Below are 23,619 nucleotides of genomic sequence, written 5' to 3'. Positions count from 1 at the left end.
GCGCACCAACACCCCCTGAATTGGGAATTACAAAGTTACGTTGCATGTAACGTTTTGATGTCGAGGATGCCGAGCGCTCGCCGGTGAAGTGATCGCATGATCAAAATGCCTCATGTTCAAACGCTTGGTACTCGCCGTCCTGTGTGGCACCGCTGCGCTGCTGCACGTCGCCACACCCGCGGCCGCGGCGCCGAAAGCCGATCCGAAGATCGCTTCCTACAACGTGTTCATGCTTCCCGAAGCCCTCTACCCCAACTGGGGGCAGGAGCAGCGCGCCGACCTGGTTGCCCAGCAGAACGTCCTGGCCGGCCAGGACGTGGTGGTGCTCCAGGAGCTGTTCCACAACGAGGGTGGCGACCGGCTGCTGAACAATCTGAAGCAGACCTACCCGAACCAGACGCCCGTGGTCGGTCGATCCCGCTCCGGCTGGGATGCCACCCAGGGGTCGTACTCCGCCACCACGCCCGAGGACGGCGGTGTCGCCATCGTCAGCCGCTGGCCGATCAGCCGCAAGGTCCAGTTCGTGTACAAGGACGCGTGCGGCGCGGACTGGTTCTCCAACAAGGGCTTCGCCTACGTGAAACTGGCCGCGCCGAGCGGTCCGGTGCACGTGATCGGCACGCACATGCAGTCCGAAGACGACGGGTGCAGTTCGGGGCAACCCGGTCAGATGCGGGCCAAACAGCGTGCCCAGATCAAGGCCTTCCTCGCTTCGGAACGTATCCCCGCCACTGAGCCGGTGTATGTGGCGGGCGATATGAACGTGATCGAATCCAGCGCCGAATACCCGTCCATGCTCGCCGAACTCGGTGCCGTCGGCCCCGAGCATTCCGGTCACCCGTTCTCCTGGGACTGCCGCGACAACACTGTCTGTGTCGACCAATACAGTCCCGAATACGCCTCCGAGCACCTCGACTACGTCCTGCCCATCAACGGCCACCCGGTCCCCGGCCGCTACGTCAACGAAACCCGCCGAGCGAAGAGCCCGAGCTGGAGTGTCACCAGCGCAGGCACGACATATACCTATACCGACTACAGCGACCACTACCCGGTCTTCGGCTACGCAGGCTGAGTTACCTGGGCGAACGCCGAGAACACGGCGAAGGCCGCCTCCATCGAAAGATGAAGGCGGCCTTCGGGGACCGGGGGAGGTCAGCGGGTGAAGAGGAGGGCCCGCTTGACTTCCTGGATGGCCTTGGTGACCTCGATGCCGCGGGGGCACGCGTCGGTGCAGTTGAAGGTGGTGCGGCAGCGCCACACGCCTTCGACGTCGTTGAGGATGTCGAGGCGCTCGCGGGCGCCTTCGTCACGGCTGTCGAAGATGAAGCGGTGGGCGTTCACGATCGCGGCCGGGCCGAAGTAGCTGCCGTCGCTCCAGTACACGGGGCAGGAGGTGGTGCAGCAGGCGCACAGGATGCACTTGGTGGTGTCGTCGAAGCGGGCGCGGTCGTGCTGGGACTGGATGCGCTCGCGGGTCGGCTCGTTACCCGAGGTGATCAGGTACGGCTTGACGGCACGGAAGGCGTCGAAGAACGGCTCCATGTCGACGACGAGGTCCTTCTCCACCGGCAGGCCGCGGATCGGCTCGACGGTCATGGTGAGGTGCTTGTCGCCCTTGGGCAGCAGGTCCTTCATCAGCACCTTGCAGGCCAGCCGGTTCACACCGTTGATCCGCATCGCGTCCGAACCGCACACACCGTGGGCGCAGGAGCGCCGGAAGGTGAGGGTGCCGTCCAGGTAGGACTTGATGTAGATCAGCACGTTGAGGAAGCGGTCGGTCGACAAGACCGGCACCTGGAACGAATCCCAGTACGCGCCCTTGTCGTTCTCGGTGCTGAACCGGGCCACCTTGACGGTGACCATAACCGAGCCCTCGGGAACGGGGGCCGGCTTCTGCGTGGTTGGTTCGGCTACAGCAGTCATCAGTACTTACGCTCCATCGGCTCGTAGCGGGTCTGCACCACCGGCTTGAAGTCGAGGCGGATCTCGGAGATGAGCTCCGGACCCTCCTTGTAGGCCATGGTGTGCCGCATGAAGTTCGTGTCGTCGCGGTCCGGGTAGTCGTCGCGAGCGTGGCCGCCACGCGATTCCTTGCGGTTGAGCGCGCCGACCACGGTCACCTCGGCCAGCTCGAGCAGGAAGCCGAGCTCGACGGCCTCGAGCAGGTCGCTGTTGTAGCGCTTGCCCTTGTCCTGCACCGTGATCCGGGTGTAGCGCTCCTTGAGCGCGTGGATGTCGGTGAGGGCCTGCTTGAGGGTGTCCTCGGTACGGAACACCGCGGCGTTCATGTCCATCGAATACTGCAGCTCGGTGCGGATGTCGGCCACGCGCTCGTTGCCGTGGTCGGACAGGATCAGCGACAGCCAGTCCTGCACCATCTGCGCCGGGTTCTCCGGCATCTCGACGAACTCGGTGCGCTGGGCGTACTCGGCGGCCGCGATACCCGCGCGCCGGCCGAACACGTTGATGTCCAGCAGCGAGTTGGTGCCGAGACGGTTGGCGCCGTGCACGGAGACGCACGCGCACTCACCGGCGGCGTAGAGGCCGGGGACCACGTCGGTGTTGTTGCGCAGCACCTCGCCACGGATACGGGTGGGGATACCGCCCATCACGTAGTGGCAGGTCGGCATGACCGGCACGAGCTCCTTGACCGGGTCGACGCCCAGGTAGGTGCGCGCGAACTCGGTGATGTCGGGCAGCTTCTCCTCGAGCACGTCCTCGCCGAGGTGGGTCACGTCGATGTAGACGTAGTCCTTGTTCGGCCCGGCGCCACGGCCCTCGAGCACCTCGAGCACCATCGAGCGGGCGACGATGTCACGCGGTGCGAGGTCCTTGATGGTGGGGGCGTAGCGCTCCATGAAGCGCTCACCGGAGGCGTTGCGCAGGATGCCACCCTCACCACGAACAGCCTCGGAGATGAGGATGCCGAGGCCGGCGAGGCCTGTCGGGTGGAACTGGTGGAACTCCATGTCCTCGAGCGGCAGGCCCTTGCGGAACACGATCGCCATGCCGTCGCCGGTCAGCGTGTGCGCGTTCGAGGTGGTCTTGTACATGCGGCCCGAGCCGCCGGTGGCGAACACGATCGACTTCGCGTGGAAGACGTGGATCTCGCCGGTGGACAGCTCGTAGGCGACGACGCCGGTGGCGACGGGGCCACGCTCGGACTCGGTCATCACCAGGTCGAGCACGTAGAACTCGTTGTAGAACTCGACGTCGTGCTTGACGCAGTTCTGGTAGAGCGTCTGCAGGATCATGTGACCGGTGCGGTCGGCGGCATAACACGCGCGACGCACGGGCGCCTTGCCGTGGTCACGGGTGTGGCCACCGAAACGACGCTGGTCGATCTTGCCCTCGGGCGTGCGGTTGAACGGCAGGCCCATCTTCTCCAGGTCCATGACCGCGTCGATGGCCTCCTTGGCCATGATCTCCGCGGCGTCCTGGTCGACCAGGTAGTCACCACCCTTGACGGTGTCGAAGGTGTGCCATTCCCAGTTGTCTTCTTCGACGTTGGCCAGCGCGGCGCACATGCCACCCTGGGCAGCGCCGGTGTGGCTGCGGGTCGGGTACAGCTTGGTCAGGACCGCGGTGCGAGCCCGGGGGCCTGCCTCGATCGCCGCGCGCATACCCGCGCCACCGGCGCCGACGATGACGACGTCGTAGCGATGCTCCTGAATCGGACGGGATTCACTCATGCGAGGTGGCCTGTTCCTAACCGGTGATGTTGGGATCGAAGGTGAAGATGACGTACGTGCCGACGCTCACGATGAGGATCATCGAGACCACCAGGATGGTCTTGAGCCAGAATCGGGTGGAGTCCTTGCGGGAGTAGTCATCGATGATGGTGCGCAGGCCGTTGCCGCCGTGCAGCTGAGCCAGCCACAGCATGGACAGGTCCCAGAACTGCCAGAACGGGCTGGACCAGCGACCGGCCACGAACGCGAAGTTCAGGCGGTTCACGCCACCATCGATCATCAGCATGATGAACATGTGGCCGAGCACCAGGATGATCAGGAACAGGCCCGAGATGCGCATGAACAGCCACGCGTACTTCTCGAAGTTGCCGTTCGAGTTCGCCCGAGGGGACCGGGGGGCGTCGAGGCTGGCGGGGCGATCGTAGGACTTGCCGAGGACAGGTGCAGACATATCAGTGCTCCGTCAGCAGGTAGAAGAACTGGCGGCCGATGCCGGCGGCAGAGACCAGAACCCAGATGGCCAGCACGATCCAGAGCATCTGCTTCTGGAAGCGGGGGCCCTGCGACCAGAAGTCGACCAGGATCACGCGGACGCCGTTGAGGGCGTGGAACAGGACCGCGACGACGAGCCCCATCTCCATCAACGCGACCACAGGGTTCTTGTAGATGGCGATGGAGTGGTCATAGGTATCCGGGTTGACCCGGACCAGCGCTGTGTCCAGTACATGCACGAAGAGGAAGAAGAACAGCGTGACACCGGTGATCCGGTGCAGCGCCCACGACCACATGCCGGGGTCGCCGCGGTACAGGCTCTTCCGCTTCGGCTGGGCCGGAGCCGGAGCTTCTATCGTGGTCATAGAGTGCGGTGCCTCCAACGTCGTTGATGGACCCGGTCACAGATCCGACGCCGGCGTGCGTGGAGAGGCAAATGCCCAGGTGGCTGCGCTGTGTTCTCGAGCGCTGGCCCGCCGCCGGGAACCTGAACCGATCTTTGGCTGACTCTAATCCTCTCTGTTTCGCGGAACTAATTCGGCGTGCCGCGCGTTGCGTGCGAATCAGCCGAGTTAGGTTTACCTTTCTCGATGCCGGATACTGGTGCGGAGGCCTGATTGCCGACGCGTTCGGCGGGATCGGCTGGAGGTTCGCGATGCGCGAAATCGACTGGAATACCTTGCATGACAAGGCAATTCACGCTATGGGCCTGGCGTATGCGCCGTACTCGGGTTTCCCGGTCGGTGCGGCAGCTCTCACGACGGCCGGTCGAATTGTGAGCGGTTGCAATGTGGAAAATGTCTCATATGGGCTAACCCTGTGCGCCGAATGCGTACTCGTCGGTAACTTATTCGCAACCGGTGGCGGGCGTCTCATTGCGGTCTCGGTGACCGATTCCCGAGGGGAAATCCTCATGCCGTGTGGGCGGTGCAGGCAGCTGTTGTTCGAGCACGGTGGGGGCGAGTTGCTCGTCGCTCACGCGGAGGGGCCGAAGGCGCTGAGCGAGCTGCTGCCGTATGCGTTCGGGCCGGACGATCTGGCGGCCGGTCAGACTGGCAAAGGCGCGTAGCCACTGATTTAGTGTGCACATGGGTAACTCGTCGGGGACGAACGAACGCTCCACGCACTTGCCGCCAGTCGCCGACGCGAGCCCGCCCGTGCCTGGGTCTGGCTTGAAGGCGCGGGGAGGCGGCCACAGCGCGGTATCGGTCATCAGGGTCAAGCGCGACGGCGGCGAGCTGTCGGATGCGCAGATCGATTGGGTGGTGGACGGGTTCACGCGGGGGATCGTGGCCGACGAGCAGATGTCGGCGCTGGCCATGGCGATCCTCTGGCGGGGGATGACCCGGCGCGAGACCGCCCGCTGGACCGCGGCGATGATCGCCTCCGGCAGCCGGATGGACTTCACCGACCTGCCTCGGCCCACCGTCGACAAGCATTCGACCGGCGGCGTCGGCGACAAGATCACCCTGCCGCTGGCCCCGCTGGTGGCGGCCTGCGGGGCGGCGGTGCCGCAGCTGTCGGGCCGCGGACTCGGCCACACCGGCGGCACGCTGGACAAACTCGAGTCGATCCCGGGCTGGCGGGCCGATGTCACGGTGCCAAGGATGCGCGAGATCCTGGCCGACCCGGCGATCGGCGCCGTGGTGTGCGCGGCGGGCGCGGATCTGGCCCCCGCCGACAAGCGGCTCTACGCGCTGCGCGACGTCACGGGCACGGTCGAGTCGATTCCGCTGATCGCCAGCTCGATCATGAGCAAGAAGATCGCCGAGGGCACGGCGGCGCTGGTCCTGGACGTGAAGGTCGGGTCCGGCGCGTTCCTCAAGACCCTCGACGGTGCGCGGGAACTGGCGTCCGCGATGGTCAAGCTGGGCCGCGACGCCGGCGTGCACACGGTCGCGCTGCTCACCGCGATGGACACCCCGCTCGGCCGGACCGCGGGCAACGCGCTCGAAGTCGCCGAGTCGGTGGAGGTGCTCGCGGGTGGGGGACCGGCCGACGTGGTGGAACTGACCCTCACTCTCGCCCGCGAAATGGTCGCCCAGGCCGGGCTGGACATCGACCCCGCCGACGCCCTCGCCGACGGCAGGGCCATGGATCACTGGCGCGCGATGATCCAGGCACAGGGTGGCGAGCCGGACGCGCCGCTGCCGGTGGCGCGGTACACCGAGGTCGTCCGGGCCGAATCCACCGGCGTCCTCACCCGGCTCGACGCCATGGGTGTCGGCATCGCCGCCTGGCGGCTCGGCGCGGGCCGTGCCCGGCAGGGCGAACAGGTACAGGCGGGCGCGGGGATCGAGATGCACGCCAAACCGGGCGATGCCGTGGTCGCCGGTCAGCCGCTGCTCACCCTGCACACCGATACGCCGGAAGCCTTCGACGGCGCGGTGGCCGCGCTCGCGGACGCGGTGACTGTCGAAGCGAGCGCCGAAGGGAAGCAGGGGGAGCTGGTCCTCGGCCGGATCGGTTGAGGCACCTGGGTTTTTTTCCGCCGTGCGGCGCCCTCGTGCTGGCATTGCTCGTGCTGCACAGCGGCACGCGCGTCGCCGCCGCACTGCCGGGCACCGACCGCTGGATACGGGCCAGGCCGCCGGTATCCGAGCTGGAGTGGCCGACCGTGTGATCCGACGTGGGCAGGCCGGCACCGGAGTGTCGCGTGCGAGGCCGCACGGGTGCACCGCGCGTGGCCCGCAATAGTCCGTTGTGGGTCGGATAATCAACGAGACGGTTGCCACGGGGCGAGTTCGCTGCCGAGACCGGCGCGCCCCGCTACCGTCTAAACATGACTGGACCGGCGCCCCTTGACCTTGCTTCGATCCGACGCGCACCGAAGGCTTTGCTGCACGATCACCTCGACGGTGGTCTGCGGCCCGCGACGGTGCTGGAACTCGCCGCCGACTGCGGCTACGACGAATTACCCGCTTCCGACGCCGAGAGTTTGGGGGCGTGGTTCCGCGACGCCGCCGACAGCGGATCGCTGGAGCGGTATCTGGAAACCTTCGACCACACGGTTGCCGTGATGCAGACCCCGGAGGGGCTGCGTCGGGTGGCGCGCGAGTGCGCGATCGACCTCGCTGCCGACGGTGTGGTCTATGCCGAGGTGCGGTTCGCACCCGAGCAGCACCTGGAGAATGGGCTCACCCTCGACGAGGTCGTCGAGCACACCATCGAGGGGTTCCGCGAGGGTGAGGCGATCGCCGCCGAGCAGGGCAACATCGTCCGGGTGACGTGTCTGCTCACGGCGATGCGGCATGCGGCCAGGTCGAGGGAGATCGCCGAGCTGACGGTGCGGTTCCGGGATCGTGGCGTCGGCGGCTTCGACATCGCGGGCGCCGAGGCAGGCTTCCCGCCCACCCGGCACCTCGATGCCTTCGAGTATCTGCGAGCCAACCACGCGCACTTCACGATTCACGCGGGCGAGGCGTTCGGCCTGCCCTCCATCCACGAGGCGCTCGCGTTCTGCGGCTGCGATCGGCTCGGCCACGGCGTGCGCATCACCGACGACATCACCGTGCCCGGAAATATCGAGGACGCTCAGCTCGGCCTGGTCGCCAACTATGTGCGCGACATGCGGGTTCCGCTGGAACTGTGTCCGTCGTCGAATGTGCAGACCGGCGCTGTGCCCTCGCTGGACAAGCATCCGTTCGACCTGCTCGCCCGCCTGCGTTTCCGGGTCACCGTCAACACCGACAACCGGCTGATGAGCGACACCACCATGAGCGAGGAGATGCTCAAACTGGTCGACACCTTCGGCTACGGCTGGAGCGACCTGGAGCGGTTCACCATCAACGCCATGAAGTCGGCGTTCATCCCGTTCCCGGACCGGCTCAAGATCATCGACGAGGTGATCAAGCCGGGGTACGCGGTACTGCTGGGATGAGGCGAGGACATGGGTAACTCACCGGGGACGGGCTGAAATGACTCGGAGCGTTACCGGAAGCCGCGTCGCTACCGGTAACGCTCCTGAGTCTGGCCTGAAATCGCGGAGAGGCGGGACGGCTATTCGCTGACGAGCCGTGCCTCGAACGCGCGCTGCAGGTCACGGAACTGCTGTGCCTCGGCGGCGAACGGCGGGTTCGGCGCCATCCGGTTCGGGTCGGGGTTGAGCAGGTAGGAGATGTACCAGCCGAGCGGAGTCGACGGTGCCAGCGCCTGTTCCACGCTGTCGTCGTCGGCGTAGTCGGCGGCGTCGCTGAACAGTTCGACGGCCAGGTCGAGCTGTTCGACGTCGACCGCTTCCGGGCCCTCGGCGAGATCGTCGACCAGACCGGTGAGCACGTAGACGTTCTCGTCGGTCACCTCGACCTCGAGCGAACCGTCGACCGCCGCGGTCTGCACCTCGGCGAAGGTGGAGACGCGGGCGAGCTCGTGCTCGTGATCGTCGGCCAGGTAGCGGGCCAGCGCGCGCTCCGAACCGAACACGGTGATGGTGCGGCCGTTGCCGAGGAAGATCGGCTCGTCGTCGAGGTAGCAGCGCAGGGTGTACTGCTCGCCGTCGGAGGTGACGATCTTGACCGGGTCGATGCCGACCTCGTGCCAGAACGACTCGTCCTCGTCTTCGTCGTCCTCGGCGTCGAGGTCGACGTTCTCGAACTCCTCGTCCTCCTCGGCGACGTCGTCGGCGTCGACCACGTTCTCCTCGGCGGCCAGCAGCTCGGCCTCGGCGACGGCGATCGCGGCCGCGTCGACCTCGGGCGTGCTGACGACGCTGTCGATCGCGTCGAGCACGTCGTCCCAGCCCTTGACGATCGCGGCGCCGACCTGATCCCACAGCTCCTCGCCGTCGCGGCCCGCGAACGTGTTCGCGCCGCTGGCCAGCGCGCCGAGCACCGGGTTTGACCCGAAGAACTTGGTCACCACATCGAGCTCGCACACCTCGCCGATGTTGCGCACCATCGCCAGGGTGTCCTCGAGCTCGCCGACGACATCGACGTCAGGATCGCCGGCGGCGAGCTCGGGCACGGCGACCAGATCGAAGGTGAAGTTCTCCTCCGGCTCCAGTTCCGCGGCCGAAAGCCCGGCGATGATCGCCCAGGCGGGGTGGTCGACGAGGTCGTTGTCGGTGTTGGTGCGGATGAACGCCGCCAGCTCCGCAACGGACTCGAAACCGTAGAGGTCGTCCTCGTGACCGAGGAACGCCTCCCACTCGTCGTCACCGTCGCGCCAGCGCGGTGCCCACAGGGTGACGAGATCGCCATCGGTCAGACCGAGCTCGATCGGGACGATGTCTCCAGAAGCCATGACGCGAAGCCTATCGACCTTCAGCGCCGGGCACTATCCGGCCCGGGTGCTAATTGCTCAGACCCCTGCGGCGCGGACCCGGTGAGCGATTCGTTCAGTGTCGCAATGATGTTGGAACGTGCCGCACCGGCGCTCTCGGTGGCCTGTTTGCACGCCGTCAGGATCAGCTGCGCGGCCTCGGCGGGCGCCAGGGCCGTGATCCCCTCGTCCAGGGACAACGCGACCAGTGCGCCGTCGCTGTTCACCTCGGCGGTGACCAGTCCGTCCTCGGTGGTGAATCGCCCGTTGACCTGCTTCAACCCGTACAGCGCCGCCTCCAGCGCCTCGAGCTTGCCGGTGACACCGGCGACCAGGGCATCCATTTCCGCACTCACAGTGGCCTCATCCAACTCGTCTGACCGGTGTCGGCGTCGTCGATGCGATCGAGCTCGTCGACCGCCTGGCGCCGGGTGGGCAGGTTCATCCGGTCCAGCAGCTCGTCGGGGATCTGCGCCTGTTCGCTGTAGATCTCCCGCAGGCGGGCCGCGGCCGCGATGGTCGAGCGTCGGGTCAGGCGCAGGATCTCATCGGCGAGCGCCTGCGCACCGTACTGGTATTCGCTGCGCTCGAACTTGATCGCGATCGGCAGGCCCATGCTGGTCGCGCGGACCGAGATCGTGCCCGACCGGTTGGTGCTGACCGCGGACTCCACATTGGGAACCTCGGGGATCGGCGTGCCGGTCATGCGGTGGGCCTGTAGAAGCCGTAGAACTCCATGCCAATGTTCTCCGTTCGGATGTCACTGATCGAGACCGGGTCGCCTGCCTCGACGAGTTGCCCGTTGCCGACCACCATGGCGACGTGACCGTCCCACACGGCCAGATCGCCCGGCATCAGGTCACCGGGGGATACCTGAGGATGTCCGATGTGCTGTTCCTGCGCGAGCCGGGGCAGCTCGACCCCGGCCTCGCCGTAGGCGTATTGCGTGAGCCCGCTGCAGTCGATGCCGGAGCCTGGGCTGTTGCCACCCCACACGTACGGGGTGCCGACCGCGCTGATCGCGGAGCGGACCGCGGTCGCCGCCTCCTCGTTGGGCGCTTCGACGGTGCTGCCGTCGGGCAGGGTGATCTTGACGCCGGTTCCGTCGGACCCTGTCGACGATCCGGACGACGACCCCGTCGAGGTCTTGCCGCCGTTGTTGGTTGTGCCGTTGGTACCCGACTTCGAGCCGCTCGACGTGCTGCTCAGTGCGCTCGACAAGCCGGAGGAGATGGCGCTCAGCACCGAACCGCCGGTGCCGGACAGCAGGCTCGAGGCCGACGACGCGAGGCTGGTCGCGCCCGAGGACGCGCTCGCCAGCGAGGTGCTCGACGGGGCTGGGGTGAGTTCCTGGATCGACGCGGTCTGGGTGCTCAGCTCGTCCTGCACCCGGCTGACGACGCCGAGGCCCTGACCGATGTGGTCGATCGCCGAGCTCACCACGGCGGCCAGACCGACGGGGGTGCCGAGGGTGGGACTGAGCGCGGACACATCGCTGAGGAAGGAGTTCACGACGGTGTCGAGGTCCTTCTGCCCGGTCTCCACGTAGGCGGCGGCCTGATCGAGCACCGTCGCCATCTCGTTGCCCGTATCGGACAGGGAGGCCGAGGAGGTCTGCACGCGCAGCGCCTTGGAGGTGGCAGCATCGACCGCCATGCCGTCCCACGCGGTGTTCACGTTGTTGATGGCGTTGCGGCCGAGGTCGTAGATCTGATCGAGGTTGGTCGAGGTCGAGCGCAGTCCGTCGGACGCGCCGCCGGTGCCGAGCACGCCGGTGCCGAAGCTGGACAGCAGGTCGAGGAGCGGTTGGGCCAATCCGCTGACGTCGATCATGCTTCGACACCGATGTCGCCGGCGGCCGAAGTGAGCGGGGCCGCGTTGTCGACGTCGGTGTCGACGAGGGTGGTAGCCGCGCTCGCGGTGGCCACGCCCATGCTCGCCATGACCGCCGACAGCTGGCCGATCGCGGCCACATGGCCCGCGTGCGCCGCCGCGTAGGCGGTGACGAAATCGCCACCGATCAGGCCCATGATCGGACCGAGGAGGGTGGGATCGGAGGCGACCGAACCGGCTGCCGCCGTTGCCAAATCGGTGGCCATGACCTCGGCGGTCGCGCTATAGGCGACGATACCTTCGGCATCGGCCGACATCTTGCGCATCGAACTTCCCCCAATCCTCGAGTTCCCGGGCAGAGTATGTCACTCACTTGCTTCGACGCACCGGGGCCGCATTCGGTTCCCACGACCGCAAAAAATATCCCCAGCAGTCGTACCCCGGAGCGCCTCGCGACCCTATCGTTTTTTCATGCGCACCGACACCGTCGACCATCCACTCGCCGCGACCCTGCTGAGCATCATGCGGGACGTCCGCACCGATAACGCCGCCTTCCGCACCGCATTGCGCGACCTCACCGGCATTCTCATGTACGAGGCGCTGCGTGACGCGCCGGTGGTGCGGGAATCGATCGACACGCCGGTGGCGGTCACCGAGGGCATCCGCCTTGCCGCCCCGCCGCTACTCGTTCCGGTGCTGCGCGCCGGCCTCGGGATGGTCTACGCCGCCGCCGAACTCGTGCCCCAGGCCAGGGTGGGCTTCGTCGGCATCGCCCGCGACGAGGAGACCCACCAGCCCGTGCCCTACCTGGAATCGCTGCCCGCCGACCTGACCGGCCTGCCCGTCTTCGTGCTCGACCCGATGCTCGCCACCGGCGGCTCGATGCGTTACACCCTCGAACTCCTTGTCGCCCGCGGCGCCACCGACATCACCGCGGTCTGCGTCGTCGCCGCCCCCGAAGGCGTTGCCGCCCTGGCCGACTCGGGCCTGCCGGTTCGCCTGGTCACCGCCGTCATCGACGAGAAACTCAACGAGAACGCCTACATCGTCCCCGGCCTCGGCGACGCGGGCGACCGCCAGTTCGGCCCGCGCTGAATCCCGTCGCCGACAGGCGGGTCTGTGTCATTCTGCCTCTATGGGGAGTGCGGACATCAGTGGGGACGAGCCGGTCGACCCGGCCTACGCCAACGTGATGGAGTGGGTCGCGGGGTACTTCGTCAGGCTGGTTGGCGACACCGTGGGATACCGGCCGGGCGAGCAGGTGCACTGGTGCCCGGAATGGTGGCGACATGCTGGTGCCGTGGCCCGGCTCGATGCCCTGTGGCGCGCATGGGAGGACCTGCGGCGGGCCGGTGGGCTCGGGATCAGCGTGTGGTTCCTCGATCACGCGGATCCGCATGTCCGCGTACTGCTCTCGTCGTCGGGGCCGTTCCGGCACTGCTCGATCGAGCGTGGCCACCGACCCACTTCGCCACTACCGATCGCCGAGGATCCGGGAGTGTTCGATGATCCGAAGATCGCCGGCACCCGGTGACGTGGGCGCCGCATCAGTCGTCGCGGCTGACGAACAGCTCCAGGTGATCGCAGGAGAGGCAGCGGAAGACATCGATGTTGTGTGCCACATTGCGAGAGCGCCGTCCGCCGAAAGGGCCCGGTTCGAACGGGCCCTCCACCCAGCGTGTTTCGCGGAAGACGTTCTGCGTCGGCCCTTCGAACATCCCTGGGCGTAGAACCGTTCCGCCGCAATGCGTGCAGTGTCGCGCAGTCACCCAGCCACTGTAGCCAGGGAACGGCAGTACGCAGCCAGGTCGGCGAGGCGGGCGGTGGCTTCAGCCCTGGCAGGCGACAGGGCAGTGGCATCGGCGACGGGGGCGAAGACCTCCAGATAGCACTTGAGTTTTGGTTCGGTGCCCGACGGGCGGACGACGATGCGGAAGTCGTCGGCGTCGAAGATCAGGGCGTCGGTGCGCAAGCGGCCGCGGACCTCGGCCTGGTCGGTGAATTTCACCGGGGTGCCCGCGATTTCGCTGGGCGGGTTCGCGCGCAGGGTGGCGGCGAGGGTGCTCGCTGCGGCCTGGTCGGGGAGGCGTAGGGACACCTGGTCGCCTGCGTGCAGGCCGAATTCGACCGCGTAGGAATCGAGTTCGTGTTGCAGGGTGCGGCCGTCGGCCTTCAGCAGGGCGACGAGGTCGGCGGCCGACGCCGCGGCGGAGATCCCGTCCTTGTCGCGGACCGTGGCCGGGTCGACGCAGTGGCCGATGGCTTCCTCGTAGGCGTAGACGAGGCCATCGCCCGCCCTGGCCAGCCATTTGAAGCCGGTGAGGGTCTCGGCGTAGCGGGCCGATCGGGCCGCGGCCAGCTTCGAGAGCAGGCGCGAGGAGACGATGGTGGTGGCCACCAGGGGGTCGGCGGTCGCGGTGCGCAGGACGTAATCGGCCAGCAGGGCGCCGGTTTCGTCGCCGCGCAGCATGCGCCAGCCGTGCGGGCCGGGGATGCCGACGGCGCAGCGATCGGCATCGGGATCGAGTGCGATCGCGAGATCGGCGTCGACCCGCTCGGCGAGCGCCAGCAGCAGGTCGGCGGCGCCGGGCTCCTCGGGGTTCGGGAACGCGACGGTGGGGAAGTCGGGGTCGGGGGCGAACTGCTCGTCGACGACGTGCACGTCGGTGAATCCGGACGCGGCCAGCGCCCGCACCGCGAGCTCGCCACCGACGCCGTGCAGCGGGGTCAGCGCGATGCGCACCGGGGCCCGCTCGCCCTCGCCACCGAGGAGGCCGGGCAGCTCGGCGACCCGCGCGAGGTAGCGGTCGACCAGTTCTGTGCCGGAGGGGGAAACAGATTCCCGCGCAACAGGTTCGACGACCGCGTCGATGCACTGCTCGATCTCGGTGTCGGCGGGTGCGATGAGCTGGGAGCCGCCGTCGAGGTACACCTTGTAGCCGTTGTCGGCGGGCGGATTGTGCGAGGCGGTGATCTGCACCCCCGCCACCGCACCCAGCTGCCGGACGGCGAAGGCCACCACCGGTGTCGGCACCGGCTCGGGCAGCAGCGTCACGGGAAAGCCTGCCGCCGTGAAGATCTCGGCGGTCGCGGTCGCGAACTCGGCCGACCCGTGCCTGGCGTCGCGCCCGACGACCACCGCGCCGCCACCGAGGCACCGCTCGCGCAGCCAGGCCGCCACGCCGGCCGTCGCCCGCGACACCGTGGTCACATTCATGCCGTCCGGGCCGTCGCGCAGTGGTCCGCGCAGGCCCGCGGTCCCGAAGCGCAGCATCTACACGCGCTCCAGGATCCCGCGCAGCAGCTTGCCGAGGCGGGGCGCTGCGGCCTGGCCCTCGGCGAGCACCTCCGCGTGCGACAGATGCTGACCGGTGACGCCTGCCGCCAGATTGGTGACCAGCGAGATGCCGAGCACCCTGGCCCCACGCGAGCGCGCCTCGATCGCCTCGAGCACCGTCGACATGCCGACCAGATCGGCGCCGATCGTGGCCAGCATGCGGATCTCGGCGGGCGTCTCGTACTGCGGACCGGTCAGGCCCGCGTAGACACCCTCGGTCAAGCTGGGGTCGATCTCCCTGGCCAGGGCGCGCAGTTCCGGGTCCCAGGCGTCGACCAGGTCGACGAATCGGGCGCCTTCCAGCGGCGTGCGCGCGGTGAGATTGAGATGGTCGGCGATGAGCACCGGCTCACCGACCTGCAGACCGGGCCTGATCCCGCCCGCGGCATTGGTGAGCAGCACGATCTCGGCGCCTGCCGCGATCGCCGCGGTCACCGGGTGCACCACCTGCTGGGGCGTGTAGCCCTCGTACAGATGCTGACGACCCATCAGCAGCAGCACGTTGTTGTCGTTCACCGGCACCGAATGGACCATCCCACCGTGGCCCTGCGCGCTGGGTTTACCGAATCCGGGTAACTCCGGCATGGCGATCGAGGCATGCGGCGCGCCGATCTCGGCCGCTGCCTCCTGCCACCCCGATCCCAGCACCACCGCCACGCGATGACGCGGCACTCCCGTACGTTCGGCGATCGCCTGAGCGGCCTGTTCGGCAAGCATGGCGCAAGTGTATGACCGCGGTCGTCCCCGCGTCGCGTCCGCGGTTACTACCCGCGAGTAGGTGACGCTGCCAGCTGCGGTTATTCTTCCCCGCATGCCGTATTTGGAGCGCTCCGGTGATGTGTTCGTCCTCTACCTCGGGAACGAGGGTGAGACCGACAACGAGAACCGTTTCTCGCCGGACTGGATCGATGCCTTCCACGCCGCACTCGACGAGGTCGAGGCGTCCGAGGGCGCTGCCGCGCTGGTCACCGTCGCGACCGGCAAGTTCTACAGCAATGGCCTCGACACCGACTGGCTGTTCGGCAACCTCGACAAGATCCACGGTTACCTGGACAGCGTGCACACCCTGTACACCCGGCTGCTGACCTTCCCGATGCCGACGGTCGCCGCCGTCAACGGCCACGCGTTCGGCGCGGGCGCGATGCTGGCCTCCTCGCACGACTTCCGGGTGATGCGCGGTGACCGCGGCTTCTGGTCGCTGCCCGAGGTGCACCTGGGCATGCCCTTCACCATCGGCATGAACGGGCTGCTCAAGGGTCGCCTCAGCAACCAGGTGTGCGTGCAGGCCATGACCACCGGCCACCGCTTCGGCGCCGACGAGGCGATCGCCGCGGGCATCGCCGACGCCAAGGCCGACGCCGACGAGGTGCTGCCCGCCGCCATCGCGCGCGCCGCCGCCCTGACGAGCCTGCGCAAGCCGATCACCCCGATCATCAAGACCGCGCTGCACGCCGAGACCCTCGCCGCGCTGGCCACCCCCGTCACCCCGGAGAACCTCCCCTTCGGCAACTGACCGCTCGCCGGTGCGCCGGTGACACCCCGGAATGCAAGACTGGGGGTATGGCACTCTCGCGCACCGGCGAATTCTCGGCCACCGCGTCCGATGCCGCGATCGACGCGGCATCGGCGGAGCTGATCGCCCTCTCGCACGCGATCCACGCCGAACCGGAGCTCGCTTTCGCCGAGACGCGCAGCGTCGCCAAGATCCTCGCGCCGCTGGTCGAGCGAGGTTTCGACATCACCCCCGGCATCGCGGGCCTGCCGACGGCGTTTCGCGCCGTCTACGGCAGCGGCCCGCTGACCGTCGGTATCTGCGCCGAATACGACGCCCTGCCCGAGATCGGGCACGCCTGCGGGCACAACATCATCGCCGCGTCCGCGGTCGGCGCCGCCATCGGACTCGCCGAAGTCGCCGATGAGCTGGGTCTGACCGTCGTCGTCCTCGGCACGCCCGCGGAGGAGAGCGGCGGCGGCAAGGTGCTGATGCTCGACGCGGGCGCCTTCGACGACCTCGCGATGGCGATGATGGTCCACCCCGGCCCCGCCGACATCGTCGGCGCCCGCTCGCTGGCGCTGGCCGACCTGTCGATCGTCTTCCACGGCCGCGAGGCCCACGCCAGCGCCGCGCCCGAGCTCGGCCGCAACGCGGGCGACGCGGTGACCCTGACCCAGGTTGCCGTCGGCTTGCTACGGCAGCATTTACGCCCTGGCCAGCAACTCCACGGTATAGTCTCTGACGGTGGCGTAGCCCCCAACATCGTGCCCGGACGGGCGGAGTTGCTGTACTACCTCCGCGCGGCCGATTCCGCGTCACTCGACGACCTGATGCGACGAGCGAAAGCGTGTTTCGAGGCGGGCGCCCTGGCAACCGGCTGCACCCACGACATACGGACGCTCGCGCCCACCTATACCGAGCTCACCCCCGATCCGGTTCTTTCGGCTGTCTACCGCGCGCAGATCACCGGATTGGGCAGGGTGCCGATCGCACCCGAGCTCGAGGTGCTGCGTCCACTCGGGAGCACCGACATGGGCAACGTCACCAATGTGATCCCCGGTATCCACCCGGTGATCGGCATCGATGCCGGTGGCGCGGTGACCCATCAGCCGGACTTCGCCGCGGCCGCGGTGAACGCCTCGGCGGATCGGGCGGTACTCGACGGCGCGCTGGCGCTGGCACGTACCGCTGTCGCTATAGCACGCGATGAAGTACACAGAGACAGGTTGTTGCAACGGCTGGTCGACCGACAGGAGGACATTCGGTGAGCATTTCCGGCTATTCGGGCACCGCGCGCGCAGGCGCCGAGGCGCTATCGGTGGGCGTGGGCGCCCACTCGATGATGCGCGAGAACGCGGCGTGTCCGACCATGCCGGACGCCGGACGAATCGACATGTCAGGAACCGAGATCGTCGACGCGTGGCTGGCCGAGCACACGGCCGACCTCGTGCAATGGCGCAGGCACATCCACGCAAACCCCGAACTGTCGCGCGCGGAGTTCGCCACCACCGAGTTCGTCACGGGCTGGCTGAGCAAGGCCGGGCTGACCTGGCAGGTGCTGCCCGGTGGCACCGGCCTGATCTGCGACCTCGGCCCGTCCGACGGCCCGCGGATCGCCCTGCGCGCCGACATGGACGCGCTGCCCATGCAGGAGTTCACCGGGCTGAGCTTCGCCTCGACCGTGCCGGGCGTCTCGCACGCCTGCGGGCACGACGCGCACACCACGGTGCTGCTCGGCGCCGGGCTCGCGCTCGCCGAGGCGCAGGACACGCTGCCGGTCGGCGTGCGGCTGGTGTTCCAGCCCGCCGAGGAGGTGATGCCGGGCGGCGCGATCGACGTCGTCGCCGCGGGCGCGATGCAGGGTGTCGACCGGATCTTCGCGCTGCACTGCGATCCGCGGCTCGAGGTCGGCAAGGTCGGGCTGCGGACCGGCGCGATCACCTCGGCCGCCGACACCGTCGAGCTGGTGCTCGACTCGCCCGGCGGGCACACCTCGCGCCCGCACCTGACCAGCGATCTGGTCTACGCGATCGGCACCGTGATCACCGGGCTGCCCGGTCTGCTGAGCCGCCGGGTCGATCCGCGCACCAGCACCGTGATGGTGTGGGGCGCGGTGAGCGCGGGCAAGGCGCCCAACGCCATCCCGCAGACCGGCATGCTCACCGGCACCGTCCGCACCGGCGACCACGCCACCTGGCTGCTGCTGGAACCCCTGGTCCGCGAGATCGTCGACGGCCTGCTTGCCCCGACCGGCGTGCGCTACCAGCTCAACTACAAGCGCGGCGTCCCGCCGGTGGTCAACGACCCTGCCTCGACCCTGCTGTTCGAGAACGCCGTCCTGGCGATGGGCCCCGACGCACTGGCCGACACGCCGCAGTCCGGCGGCGGCGAGGACTTCTCCTGGTACCTGGAGGAAGTCCCGGGTGCGATGGGCCGCCTCGGCGTCTGGTCGGGCACCGGCGACCAACTCGACCTGCACCAGCCCACGTTCGACATCGACGAACGCGCCCTGGCCGTGGGTGTCCGCACCCTGACGAACATCGTTCTCCAGGCGAAGTAGCACAGAAGAACATGGGTAACTCACCGGGAACGGGCTAACCCACCCACCTCGCGACCGCCAGCCGCCGACGAATCGTCAGCGGCTGGCGAGTCTGGCCAAAATCGCGGGGAGGCGGGACTGCTAAGCGCCGGGGCCGACGTTCTTGCTGTTTCGGGTGCGCAAGGCGTGCACGTAATCCTCAGGGGCGCCTGCCTTTTCGGCGGCATCGGCGATGACACCGATGTAGCGCGCCGAGGGCAGCCCACCCTCGTAGGCGTCCAGCACATACAGCCAGGCCAGCCGGGACTCGCCCTGGGTGCCGGTGACGCGGAGCCGGATCTTCTTGTGGATCCCGAAGTCGGAGCCCTCCCATCGGTCGAGGCGCTCCTCGTCCTCGGGGGAGACGTCGTAGAGGACGACGAACACCCGGGAGCCCGGATCCTCGACGACGGTGGCCAACGGCCCTTCCCAGCCGATGTCGTCACCGGCGAAGGTCAGGCGCCAACCTTCCAGCCACCCGGTCCCGGACATGGGCGAATGCGGGCAGCGTTCCAGCATCTGCGTCGAGTCCATGTTGGACCCGTAAGCGGCATAGATCGGCACCTCACGAACTGTAGCCAATAACAGCAGCGGAATTCCTGTCTCCCACCCAGATCGGCTGACGGTCACAGTCGTGGCGTGGCCGAACACGCCGAACATGTTCACCGATCCGGCCCGGGCCTGTCACCGCGCACCTGAAAGGATGGGGCGACAGTACGGGCGGGTCCTCACAAGGGACGTGGCCGATCAGGCGAATACAGGGAGCGTGGCTGTGGCACGGATTGCGATCATCGGTGGCGGACCGGCGGGATACGAGGCGGCGCTGGTAGCGGCCCAGCACGGGGCGTCGGTAACCCTGGTGGACGCCGACGGTATCGGTGGCGCGTGTGTGCTGTGGGATTGCGTGCCGTCCAAGACCTTCATCGCCTCGACCGGTCTGCGTACCGATCTGCGCCGCGCGCGTGACCTGGGCATCACCCTCGACGCCGACCAGGCCAAGGTGCACCTGCCCGAGGTAAACGGCCGCGTGAAGGCGCTCGCGCTGGCGCAGTCCGCCGATATCCGGGCGAAGCTGCAGGCCGCGGGCGTGCAGCTGCTGTCGGGTCAGGGCGAATTGGTCGGTCCGGCCCCCGGTTTGGCGCACCGTGTCCGCGCGACGCTGGCCGACGGCAGCACCGAGGAGTTCGAGGCCGAGGTCGTGCTGATCGCGACCGGCGCCAGCCCGCGCGTGCTGGCCGGCGCCGAGCCCGACGGCGAGCGCATCCTGAACTGGCGTCAGCTCTACGACCTGCAGGAACTGCCGGAAACCCTGGTGGTGGTCGGTTCCGGCGTCACCGGCGCCGAGTTCGTCTCGGCGTACACCGAGATGGGCGTGCGGGTGAAGCTGGTCTCCAGCCGCGACCGGGTGCTGCCGGGTGAGGACGCCGACGCGGCGCTCGTGCTGGAGGAGGCGCTCGCCGAGCGCGGCGTGGAGCTGGTCAAACACGCCCGCGCCGATGCGGTGGAGCGCACCGCCGAGGGCATCGTGGTGAAGCTGTCCGACGGGCGCACCGTGACGGGCTCGCATGCGCTGATGACCGTCGGCTCCACCCCGAACACCCAGAACCTCGGCCTCGACCGGGTCGGCATCGAACTCGATCGCGGCGGATACCTTCGCGTTGACCGGGTTTCGCGCACCTCGGTGCCCGGCATCTACGCCGCGGGCGACTGCACGGGCCTGCTGCCGCTGGCCTCGGTGGCCGCGATGCAGGGCCGGATCGCGATGTACCACGCGCTGGGTGAGGGCGTGAGCCCGATCCGGTTGAAGACAGTGGCCTCGGCGGTGTTCACCCGTCCGGAGATCGCGACGGTCGGTGTCAGCCAGACCGCCATCGACAACGGCGAGGTGCCTGCGCGCACGGTGATGCTGCCGTTGAACACCAACCCGCGCGCGAAGATGTCGGGGCTGCGGCGCGGCTTCGTGAAGATCTTCTGCCGCCCGGCGACCGGCGTGGTGATCGGCGGTGTCGTGGTCGCGCCGATCGCCTCGGAGCTGATCCTGCCGATCGCGCTGGCGGTGCAGAACAACCTCACCGTCACCGATCTGGCGCAGACGTTCTCGGTGTATCCGTCGCTGACCGGTTCGGTCACCGAAGCCGGTCGTTTGCTGATGCGCCACGACGACCTGGACTGAGCGGTCCCCGCCGGAATGTGAGGCGGGTCACCGGCGCGGGAGGTTTCGAATTGTCTTGCTCGACAACGTTCGTCGTCGTTGCTCGGTGGTGATCTCCACGGGCGTTTGCGCAGGCGGCGCGAATCTTACTGCTGCGTTGCCTGTCCCGCGCTCATGTGGTTGACTCACGGCCGAGGCGCGATCAAGTTGTGATCGCGTGGTGGAGCAGTGGGGGATTCCCTCCGGGAAAGGGATAAGCGAAAAGTGAAGCATCGTAAGCCGAGTCGGGCGCAGCGAGCGATGGCAAGCACGTCGTTGCCCCTGGCTGCTGCAGCCGCCGTGGCAACCCTTCTTGCGGCTCCCGCCGGCGCGGTCCCCAGCGATCAGCCGACGACGCCGGCTACACCGGCTCCTGCGCAGCCGGGCACCGAGCAGCCTTCGAACGAGGCGCCGGAGACCGGCACCCCCGAGCAGACACAGCCGGAGACGCCGGAGAATGTGAAGCCGGGCGAGACCAAGCCGACCCCGGCCCAGCCGGGTGTCACCAGCCCCGCGCCGGGTCAGCCGGGCCAGGCCACGCCTGCCAAGCCGACCCCGAGCCAGCCGGGTGTCACCACCCCGCGTGTCGCACCGCTGCCGGTGCCGGGCCAGACCGGCCAGGGCAGCCAGGCGCAGCCTGCCGTGTCGCCGGAGCGCGCGGGCACCACGCCCGAGCAGGAGACCACCCCCGGTCAGCCGGGCACCGCAACCCCCGGTCAGCAGTCGCAGGGCCAGCCCGCGCAGCCGTCGCAGGCGCAGCCGACCGTGCCGTCCGGCCAGGGCGCGGGCGCCGATGTCGAGGACGAGGGTTCCGACAAGCTCGTCCAGACGCCGACCTGGCAGGCGCCGCACTTCTCGGACGCTCCGGCTGCGCCGGTCGTCGAGATGGAAGGCCCGCACCAGGAGCTCGGTCTCTCCGTCGACGGCGGCGGTGTGCTGCCCGGTGTGGTGAACACCCACCACTACAACAACGCCTCGGGCTACGTCGGCACCGTCGGCTACCGCACGCCGACCGGCTACGGTGACGCGGGCGTCTCGGTCGAGTACATCGGCGAGAACTCGGTCAAGGTCACCACCTACAACGGTGGCGACGGCCGTGCCGACAACACCACCGTGACCGTCCTCGACACCACCCAGGCCAACCTGGCCAAGGCGGCGGTCGAGAACTGGATCAAGGCGCAGCCGGGTGGCGTCGCCGCGATGGAAGCCGCTGCGAAGGCTACACTTCCGGTGCCGGGGGAGCTGCTTCAGACGGTGAACGTCGCAGGTGTCACCACGCAGTGGGGTGGCTCGCTCCAGTACTGACACGCAGTATGTCGTGTGGGGCGGTCGGGTGCGACCGCCCCACACGTGTGTCCTGGGGAAAGGATTGGACTTGGGCACCGACGGTGACGACAACGAGCGCGGTAGACAACGGCCCGCGGCCGGATTCGGTCCTCCCGTAAGCGATTTCGGGCCGCCGCTCGACGACGAGCCCACCGGTTTCGGTGGGCCGCTCGCCGCGGCGCCGCCGCCTGCCCCGCCGGGTTCGATGCCGGAGATGGGCTGGCGTCCGGCCGGTCCGCCCGCGTCGGGTCCGCCTGCCGCGAGTCCGTTCGGCGCGCCGGTCGCCGGGACGCCGCCGGTGGCACCGCCGCCGGGGCCGCTCACCATGCCGCCGCGCGCTCCGGTCCAGCCGCCCCGCAACCACTCCGCACCGACGTCTGTCTTCGGCGATGCGGTGGCCACGCCGCCGCCTGTTCCGCCCCAGAGCCCGCCGCCACGTCCCGCGGGCGATGCCTCGCCGTTCGGTGCCCCCGACCCGAGGATCGGCGCGCCGTCGGAGGATCAGACCGTCCGATTCACCGGTGAGCCGCCGCAGCGCCGGGACAGCTCACCCTTCGGTGACTCGGTACCGGTGACCTCGGGTCGCGAACTCACCGAGGTGATCCGGCGCGGCAAGCCGGGACCGCGTGCGGAAGCTCCCGCCGAGCCCGCGTCCGAGACCGTGCGCATGTCCACGCCGGAGATGGTGCGCCAGCCCGCGCCCGAGACCACGCGCGCGCCGATCGCCGAGGAAGCCAAGGCCGAGGACAAGGCCTGGTGGAACAGTCCCGACGAGAGCGGCGGGGTGCCGAAGCCGCCCGCCGAGCAGGGGCTGTCCTGGGCCGATGATCCGATCGCCCGCAGGCTCGCGCCGAAGACCCCGATCGCGCCGGTCAGCGAGAAGAAGGAACCCGACCAGCGGATGCGCTGGATCATCGGCGGCGCGGCGGCAGCGGTGCTGCTCGTTGTCGCGCTGGTGCTCACGATCGGTCTGGTCAAGCGCGGTGGTGGCGAAGATCCTGGCGTGACCGCGGCCCCGATCCCGTCGATCACCTCGCCCACCGACTGCAAGGCCGTGGCCGAGCAGGCGGTCACCGTCGGCAACGGTCCCGGTGACACGTCGACGGGCGCCAAGGCGATCCTCGGCTTCCAGTACGCCTTCTACGTCGACCGGTCCGGCGCCAAGGTCCGCGAGTATGTCGCGCCCGACGCGGAGAACATCTCCCCGGCCGAGACGATCCAGAAGGCGATCGACGACCTGATCCCGGCCGGTTCCAAGCATTGCGTGAAGATGCGCGAGACCACCACCGGCAGGTACGACGTGGAACTGCGCGAGTGGCATCCCGACGGCTCGGCGATCGTCTACAAGCAGGAGATCGTCACCACCAACACCGAGGGAAAGTGGCAGGTCAAGTCGATCACTGCTCGGTAGGGTCT

General features: G+C 68.5%; 24 protein-coding genes. 12 read left to right on the top strand and 12 right to left on the bottom strand.

What is annotated here, in order from left to right; all coding sequences use genetic code 11:
• Positions 1–112: 112 nt before the first annotated feature.
• Complete coding sequence (sph, locus tag ACFWF2_RS01360; protein WP_379303397.1) at positions 113–1,072, top strand: sphingomyelin phosphodiesterase; 960 nt, start codon at positions 113–115, stop codon at positions 1,070–1,072.
• Between the two features lie 80 nt (positions 1,073–1,152).
• Here sph and ACFWF2_RS01355 read toward each other — a convergent pair whose 3' ends face one another.
• Genes ACFWF2_RS01355 through sdhC form a run of 4 tightly spaced genes read right to left on the bottom strand, consistent with a single transcriptional unit; the run spans position 1,153 to position 4,549 of the window.
• Positions 1,153–1,923 (bottom strand): succinate dehydrogenase iron-sulfur subunit, encoded by a 771-nt coding sequence (locus tag ACFWF2_RS01355; RefSeq protein ID WP_379303395.1) that lies wholly within the window; start codon positions 1,921–1,923, stop codon positions 1,153–1,155.
• Positions 1,923–3,692, bottom strand: coding sequence for a succinate dehydrogenase flavoprotein subunit (gene sdhA / locus ACFWF2_RS01350; RefSeq protein ID WP_379303393.1), 1,770 nt, complete (start codon positions 3,690–3,692; stop codon positions 1,923–1,925). Before sdhA ends, ACFWF2_RS01355 begins: the two co-directional genes overlap by 1 nt.
• 16 nt (positions 3,693–3,708) lie before the next feature.
• Positions 3,709–4,143 (bottom strand): succinate dehydrogenase hydrophobic membrane anchor subunit, encoded by a 435-nt coding sequence (locus tag ACFWF2_RS01345; RefSeq protein WP_379303391.1) that lies wholly within the window; start codon positions 4,141–4,143, stop codon positions 3,709–3,711.
• Position 4,144: 1 nt separating this feature from the next.
• Positions 4,145–4,549: a succinate dehydrogenase, cytochrome b556 subunit gene (gene sdhC, locus ACFWF2_RS01340; protein ID WP_379303389.1), complete on the bottom strand. Its 405-nt coding sequence runs from the start codon at positions 4,547–4,549 to the stop codon at positions 4,145–4,147.
• A gap of 290 nt (positions 4,550–4,839) precedes the next feature.
• On the opposite strand from sdhC, the gene ACFWF2_RS01335 reads away from it, so the two are divergent.
• From ACFWF2_RS01335 to ACFWF2_RS01325, 3 genes are all read left to right on the top strand, one after another.
• Positions 4,840–5,253 (top strand): cytidine deaminase, encoded by a 414-nt coding sequence (locus ACFWF2_RS01335; RefSeq protein ID WP_379303387.1) that lies wholly within the window; start codon positions 4,840–4,842, stop codon positions 5,251–5,253.
• Between the two features lie 19 nt (positions 5,254–5,272).
• The gene (locus ACFWF2_RS01330; protein ID WP_379303385.1) at positions 5,273–6,655 is read left to right on the top strand and encodes a thymidine phosphorylase; all 1,383 of its coding nucleotides are present in this window, start codon (positions 5,273–5,275) and stop codon (positions 6,653–6,655) included.
• A 311-nt stretch (positions 6,656–6,966) separates the two neighbouring features.
• Complete coding sequence (locus tag ACFWF2_RS01325) at positions 6,967–8,064, top strand: adenosine deaminase (RefSeq protein ID WP_379303383.1); 1,098 nt, start codon at positions 6,967–6,969, stop codon at positions 8,062–8,064.
• Between the two features lie 119 nt (positions 8,065–8,183).
• Here the strand turns inward: ACFWF2_RS01325 and ACFWF2_RS01320 are convergent, their stop codons facing one another.
• Genes ACFWF2_RS01320 through ACFWF2_RS01300 form a run of 5 tightly spaced genes read right to left on the bottom strand, consistent with a single transcriptional unit; the run spans position 8,184 to position 11,602 of the window.
• The gene (locus ACFWF2_RS01320; protein WP_379303381.1) at positions 8,184–9,425 is read right to left on the bottom strand and encodes a primosomal protein; all 1,242 of its coding nucleotides are present in this window, start codon (positions 9,423–9,425) and stop codon (positions 8,184–8,186) included.
• A gap of 20 nt (positions 9,426–9,445) precedes the next feature.
• A complete protein-coding gene (locus ACFWF2_RS01315; protein WP_379303379.1) occupies positions 9,446–9,799 on the bottom strand; it encodes a YbaB/EbfC family nucleoid-associated protein in 354 nt (117 codons plus the stop codon).
• Positions 9,796–10,149 carry a hypothetical protein gene (locus tag ACFWF2_RS01310; protein ID WP_379303377.1) on the bottom strand — a complete coding sequence of 118 codons (354 nt, stop codon included), beginning with the start codon at positions 10,147–10,149 and terminating at the stop codon, positions 9,796–9,798. The genes ACFWF2_RS01315 and ACFWF2_RS01310 overlap by 4 nt, the downstream gene beginning before the upstream one ends.
• Complete coding sequence (locus tag ACFWF2_RS01305; RefSeq protein ID WP_379303376.1) at positions 10,146–11,276, bottom strand: C40 family peptidase; 1,131 nt, start codon at positions 11,274–11,276, stop codon at positions 10,146–10,148. The genes ACFWF2_RS01310 and ACFWF2_RS01305 overlap by 4 nt, the downstream gene beginning before the upstream one ends.
• The gene (locus ACFWF2_RS01300) at positions 11,273–11,602 is read right to left on the bottom strand and encodes a type VII secretion target (RefSeq protein WP_379303374.1); all 330 of its coding nucleotides are present in this window, start codon (positions 11,600–11,602) and stop codon (positions 11,273–11,275) included. Before ACFWF2_RS01300 ends, ACFWF2_RS01305 begins: the two co-directional genes overlap by 4 nt.
• 145 nt (positions 11,603–11,747) lie before the next feature.
• Here ACFWF2_RS01300 and upp point away from each other — a divergent pair, with 145 nt between their 5' ends.
• Together upp and ACFWF2_RS01290 are read left to right on the top strand one after the other, a co-directional pair.
• A complete protein-coding gene (gene upp, locus ACFWF2_RS01295) occupies positions 11,748–12,371 on the top strand; it encodes a uracil phosphoribosyltransferase (protein ID WP_379303372.1) in 624 nt (207 codons plus the stop codon).
• 40 nt (positions 12,372–12,411) lie between these two features.
• Positions 12,412–12,810 (top strand): DUF4913 domain-containing protein, encoded by a 399-nt coding sequence (locus ACFWF2_RS01290; RefSeq protein ID WP_379303370.1) that lies wholly within the window; start codon positions 12,412–12,414, stop codon positions 12,808–12,810.
• A 231-nt stretch (positions 12,811–13,041) separates the two neighbouring features.
• Here ACFWF2_RS01290 and ACFWF2_RS01285 read toward each other — a convergent pair whose 3' ends face one another.
• Positions 13,042–14,550 carry a phospho-sugar mutase gene (locus ACFWF2_RS01285; RefSeq protein ID WP_379303368.1) on the bottom strand — a complete coding sequence of 503 codons (1,509 nt, stop codon included), beginning with the start codon at positions 14,548–14,550 and terminating at the stop codon, positions 13,042–13,044.
• Positions 14,551–15,330, bottom strand: coding sequence for a purine-nucleoside phosphorylase (locus ACFWF2_RS01280; protein WP_379303366.1), 780 nt, complete (start codon positions 15,328–15,330; stop codon positions 14,551–14,553).
• Between the two features lie 94 nt (positions 15,331–15,424).
• Here ACFWF2_RS01280 and ACFWF2_RS01275 point away from each other — a divergent pair, with 94 nt between their 5' ends.
• The 3 genes from ACFWF2_RS01275 (at position 15,425) to ACFWF2_RS01265 (ending at position 18,668) form a co-directional block, all read left to right on the top strand.
• Entirely contained in the window at positions 15,425–16,126 is a 702-nt protein-coding gene (locus ACFWF2_RS01275; RefSeq protein ID WP_379303364.1) for an enoyl-CoA hydratase-related protein, read from the top strand.
• A gap of 47 nt (positions 16,127–16,173) precedes the next feature.
• A complete protein-coding gene (locus ACFWF2_RS01270) occupies positions 16,174–17,376 on the top strand; it encodes a M20 family metallopeptidase (RefSeq protein WP_379303362.1) in 1,203 nt (400 codons plus the stop codon).
• A gap of 125 nt (positions 17,377–17,501) precedes the next feature.
• Entirely contained in the window at positions 17,502–18,668 is a 1,167-nt protein-coding gene (locus ACFWF2_RS01265) for a M20 family metallopeptidase (RefSeq protein WP_379303641.1), read from the top strand.
• 120 nt (positions 18,669–18,788) lie between these two features.
• Here the strand turns inward: ACFWF2_RS01265 and ACFWF2_RS01260 are convergent, their stop codons facing one another.
• Complete coding sequence (locus ACFWF2_RS01260; RefSeq protein WP_189030880.1) at positions 18,789–19,250, bottom strand: gamma-glutamylcyclotransferase; 462 nt, start codon at positions 19,248–19,250, stop codon at positions 18,789–18,791.
• Between the two features lie 208 nt (positions 19,251–19,458).
• Here ACFWF2_RS01260 and ACFWF2_RS01255 point away from each other — a divergent pair, with 208 nt between their 5' ends.
• From ACFWF2_RS01255 to ACFWF2_RS01245, 3 genes are all read left to right on the top strand, one after another.
• Positions 19,459–20,859: an NAD(P)H-quinone dehydrogenase gene (locus tag ACFWF2_RS01255; protein ID WP_379303360.1), complete on the top strand. Its 1,401-nt coding sequence runs from the start codon at positions 19,459–19,461 to the stop codon at positions 20,857–20,859.
• Positions 20,860–21,177: 318 nt separating this feature from the next.
• Positions 21,178–22,182 (top strand): hypothetical protein, encoded by a 1,005-nt coding sequence (locus tag ACFWF2_RS01250; RefSeq protein ID WP_379303358.1) that lies wholly within the window; start codon positions 21,178–21,180, stop codon positions 22,180–22,182.
• Positions 22,183–22,252: 70 nt separating this feature from the next.
• Positions 22,253–23,614 carry a hypothetical protein gene (locus ACFWF2_RS01245; protein WP_379303356.1) on the top strand — a complete coding sequence of 454 codons (1,362 nt, stop codon included), beginning with the start codon at positions 22,253–22,255 and terminating at the stop codon, positions 23,612–23,614.
• Positions 23,615–23,619: the final 5 nt, after the last annotated feature.

It is taken from the genome of Nocardia sp. NPDC060259 (assembly GCF_042728775.1).
GTDB lineage: Bacteria > Actinomycetota > Actinomycetes > Mycobacteriales > Mycobacteriaceae > Nocardia.
Note: the sequence above shows the minus strand (reverse complement) of the source record. Positions and strands in the feature narration are given on the sequence as shown.

Excerpts from the sequence above, each read along its gene's own strand:
- ACFWF2_RS01300 (WP_379303374.1), bottom strand. The coding sequence starts at position 11,602 with ATGCGCAAGATGTCGGCCGATGCCGAAGGTATCGTCGCCTATAGCGCG.
- upp (WP_379303372.1), top strand. The coding sequence starts at position 11,748 with ATGCGCACCGACACCGTCGACCATCCACTCGCCGCGACCCTGCTGAGC.
- sdhC (WP_379303389.1), bottom strand. The coding sequence starts at position 4,549 with ATGACCACGATAGAAGCTCCGGCTCCGGCCCAGCCGAAGCGGAAGAGC.
- ACFWF2_RS01305 (WP_379303376.1), bottom strand. The coding sequence starts at position 11,276 with ATGATCGACGTCAGCGGATTGGCCCAACCGCTCCTCGACCTGCTGTCC.
- ACFWF2_RS01290 (WP_379303370.1), top strand. The coding sequence starts at position 12,412 with ATGGGGAGTGCGGACATCAGTGGGGACGAGCCGGTCGACCCGGCCTAC.
- ACFWF2_RS01280 (WP_379303366.1), bottom strand. The coding sequence starts at position 15,330 with ATGCTTGCCGAACAGGCCGCTCAGGCGATCGCCGAACGTACGGGAGTG.
- ACFWF2_RS01270 (WP_379303362.1), top strand. The coding sequence starts at position 16,174 with ATGGCACTCTCGCGCACCGGCGAATTCTCGGCCACCGCGTCCGATGCC.
- ACFWF2_RS01355 (WP_379303395.1), bottom strand. The coding sequence starts at position 1,923 with ATGACTGCTGTAGCCGAACCAACCACGCAGAAGCCGGCCCCCGTTCCC.
- ACFWF2_RS01275 (WP_379303364.1), top strand. The coding sequence starts at position 15,425 with ATGCCGTATTTGGAGCGCTCCGGTGATGTGTTCGTCCTCTACCTCGGG.
- sph (WP_379303397.1), top strand. The coding sequence starts at position 113 with ATGTTCAAACGCTTGGTACTCGCCGTCCTGTGTGGCACCGCTGCGCTG.
- ACFWF2_RS01325 (WP_379303383.1), top strand. The coding sequence starts at position 6,967 with ATGACTGGACCGGCGCCCCTTGACCTTGCTTCGATCCGACGCGCACCG.
- ACFWF2_RS01320 (WP_379303381.1), bottom strand. The coding sequence starts at position 9,425 with ATGGCTTCTGGAGACATCGTCCCGATCGAGCTCGGTCTGACCGATGGC.
- ACFWF2_RS01330 (WP_379303385.1), top strand. The coding sequence starts at position 5,273 with ATGGGTAACTCGTCGGGGACGAACGAACGCTCCACGCACTTGCCGCCA.
- sdhA (WP_379303393.1), bottom strand. The coding sequence starts at position 3,692 with ATGAGTGAATCCCGTCCGATTCAGGAGCATCGCTACGACGTCGTCATC.
- ACFWF2_RS01285 (WP_379303368.1), bottom strand. The coding sequence starts at position 14,550 with ATGCTGCGCTTCGGGACCGCGGGCCTGCGCGGACCACTGCGCGACGGC.
- ACFWF2_RS01310 (WP_379303377.1), bottom strand. The coding sequence starts at position 10,149 with ATGACCGGCACGCCGATCCCCGAGGTTCCCAATGTGGAGTCCGCGGTC.
- ACFWF2_RS01345 (WP_379303391.1), bottom strand. The coding sequence starts at position 4,143 with ATGTCTGCACCTGTCCTCGGCAAGTCCTACGATCGCCCCGCCAGCCTC.
- ACFWF2_RS01335 (WP_379303387.1), top strand. The coding sequence starts at position 4,840 with ATGCGCGAAATCGACTGGAATACCTTGCATGACAAGGCAATTCACGCT.
- ACFWF2_RS01265 (WP_379303641.1), top strand. The coding sequence starts at position 17,502 with ATGTCAGGAACCGAGATCGTCGACGCGTGGCTGGCCGAGCACACGGCC.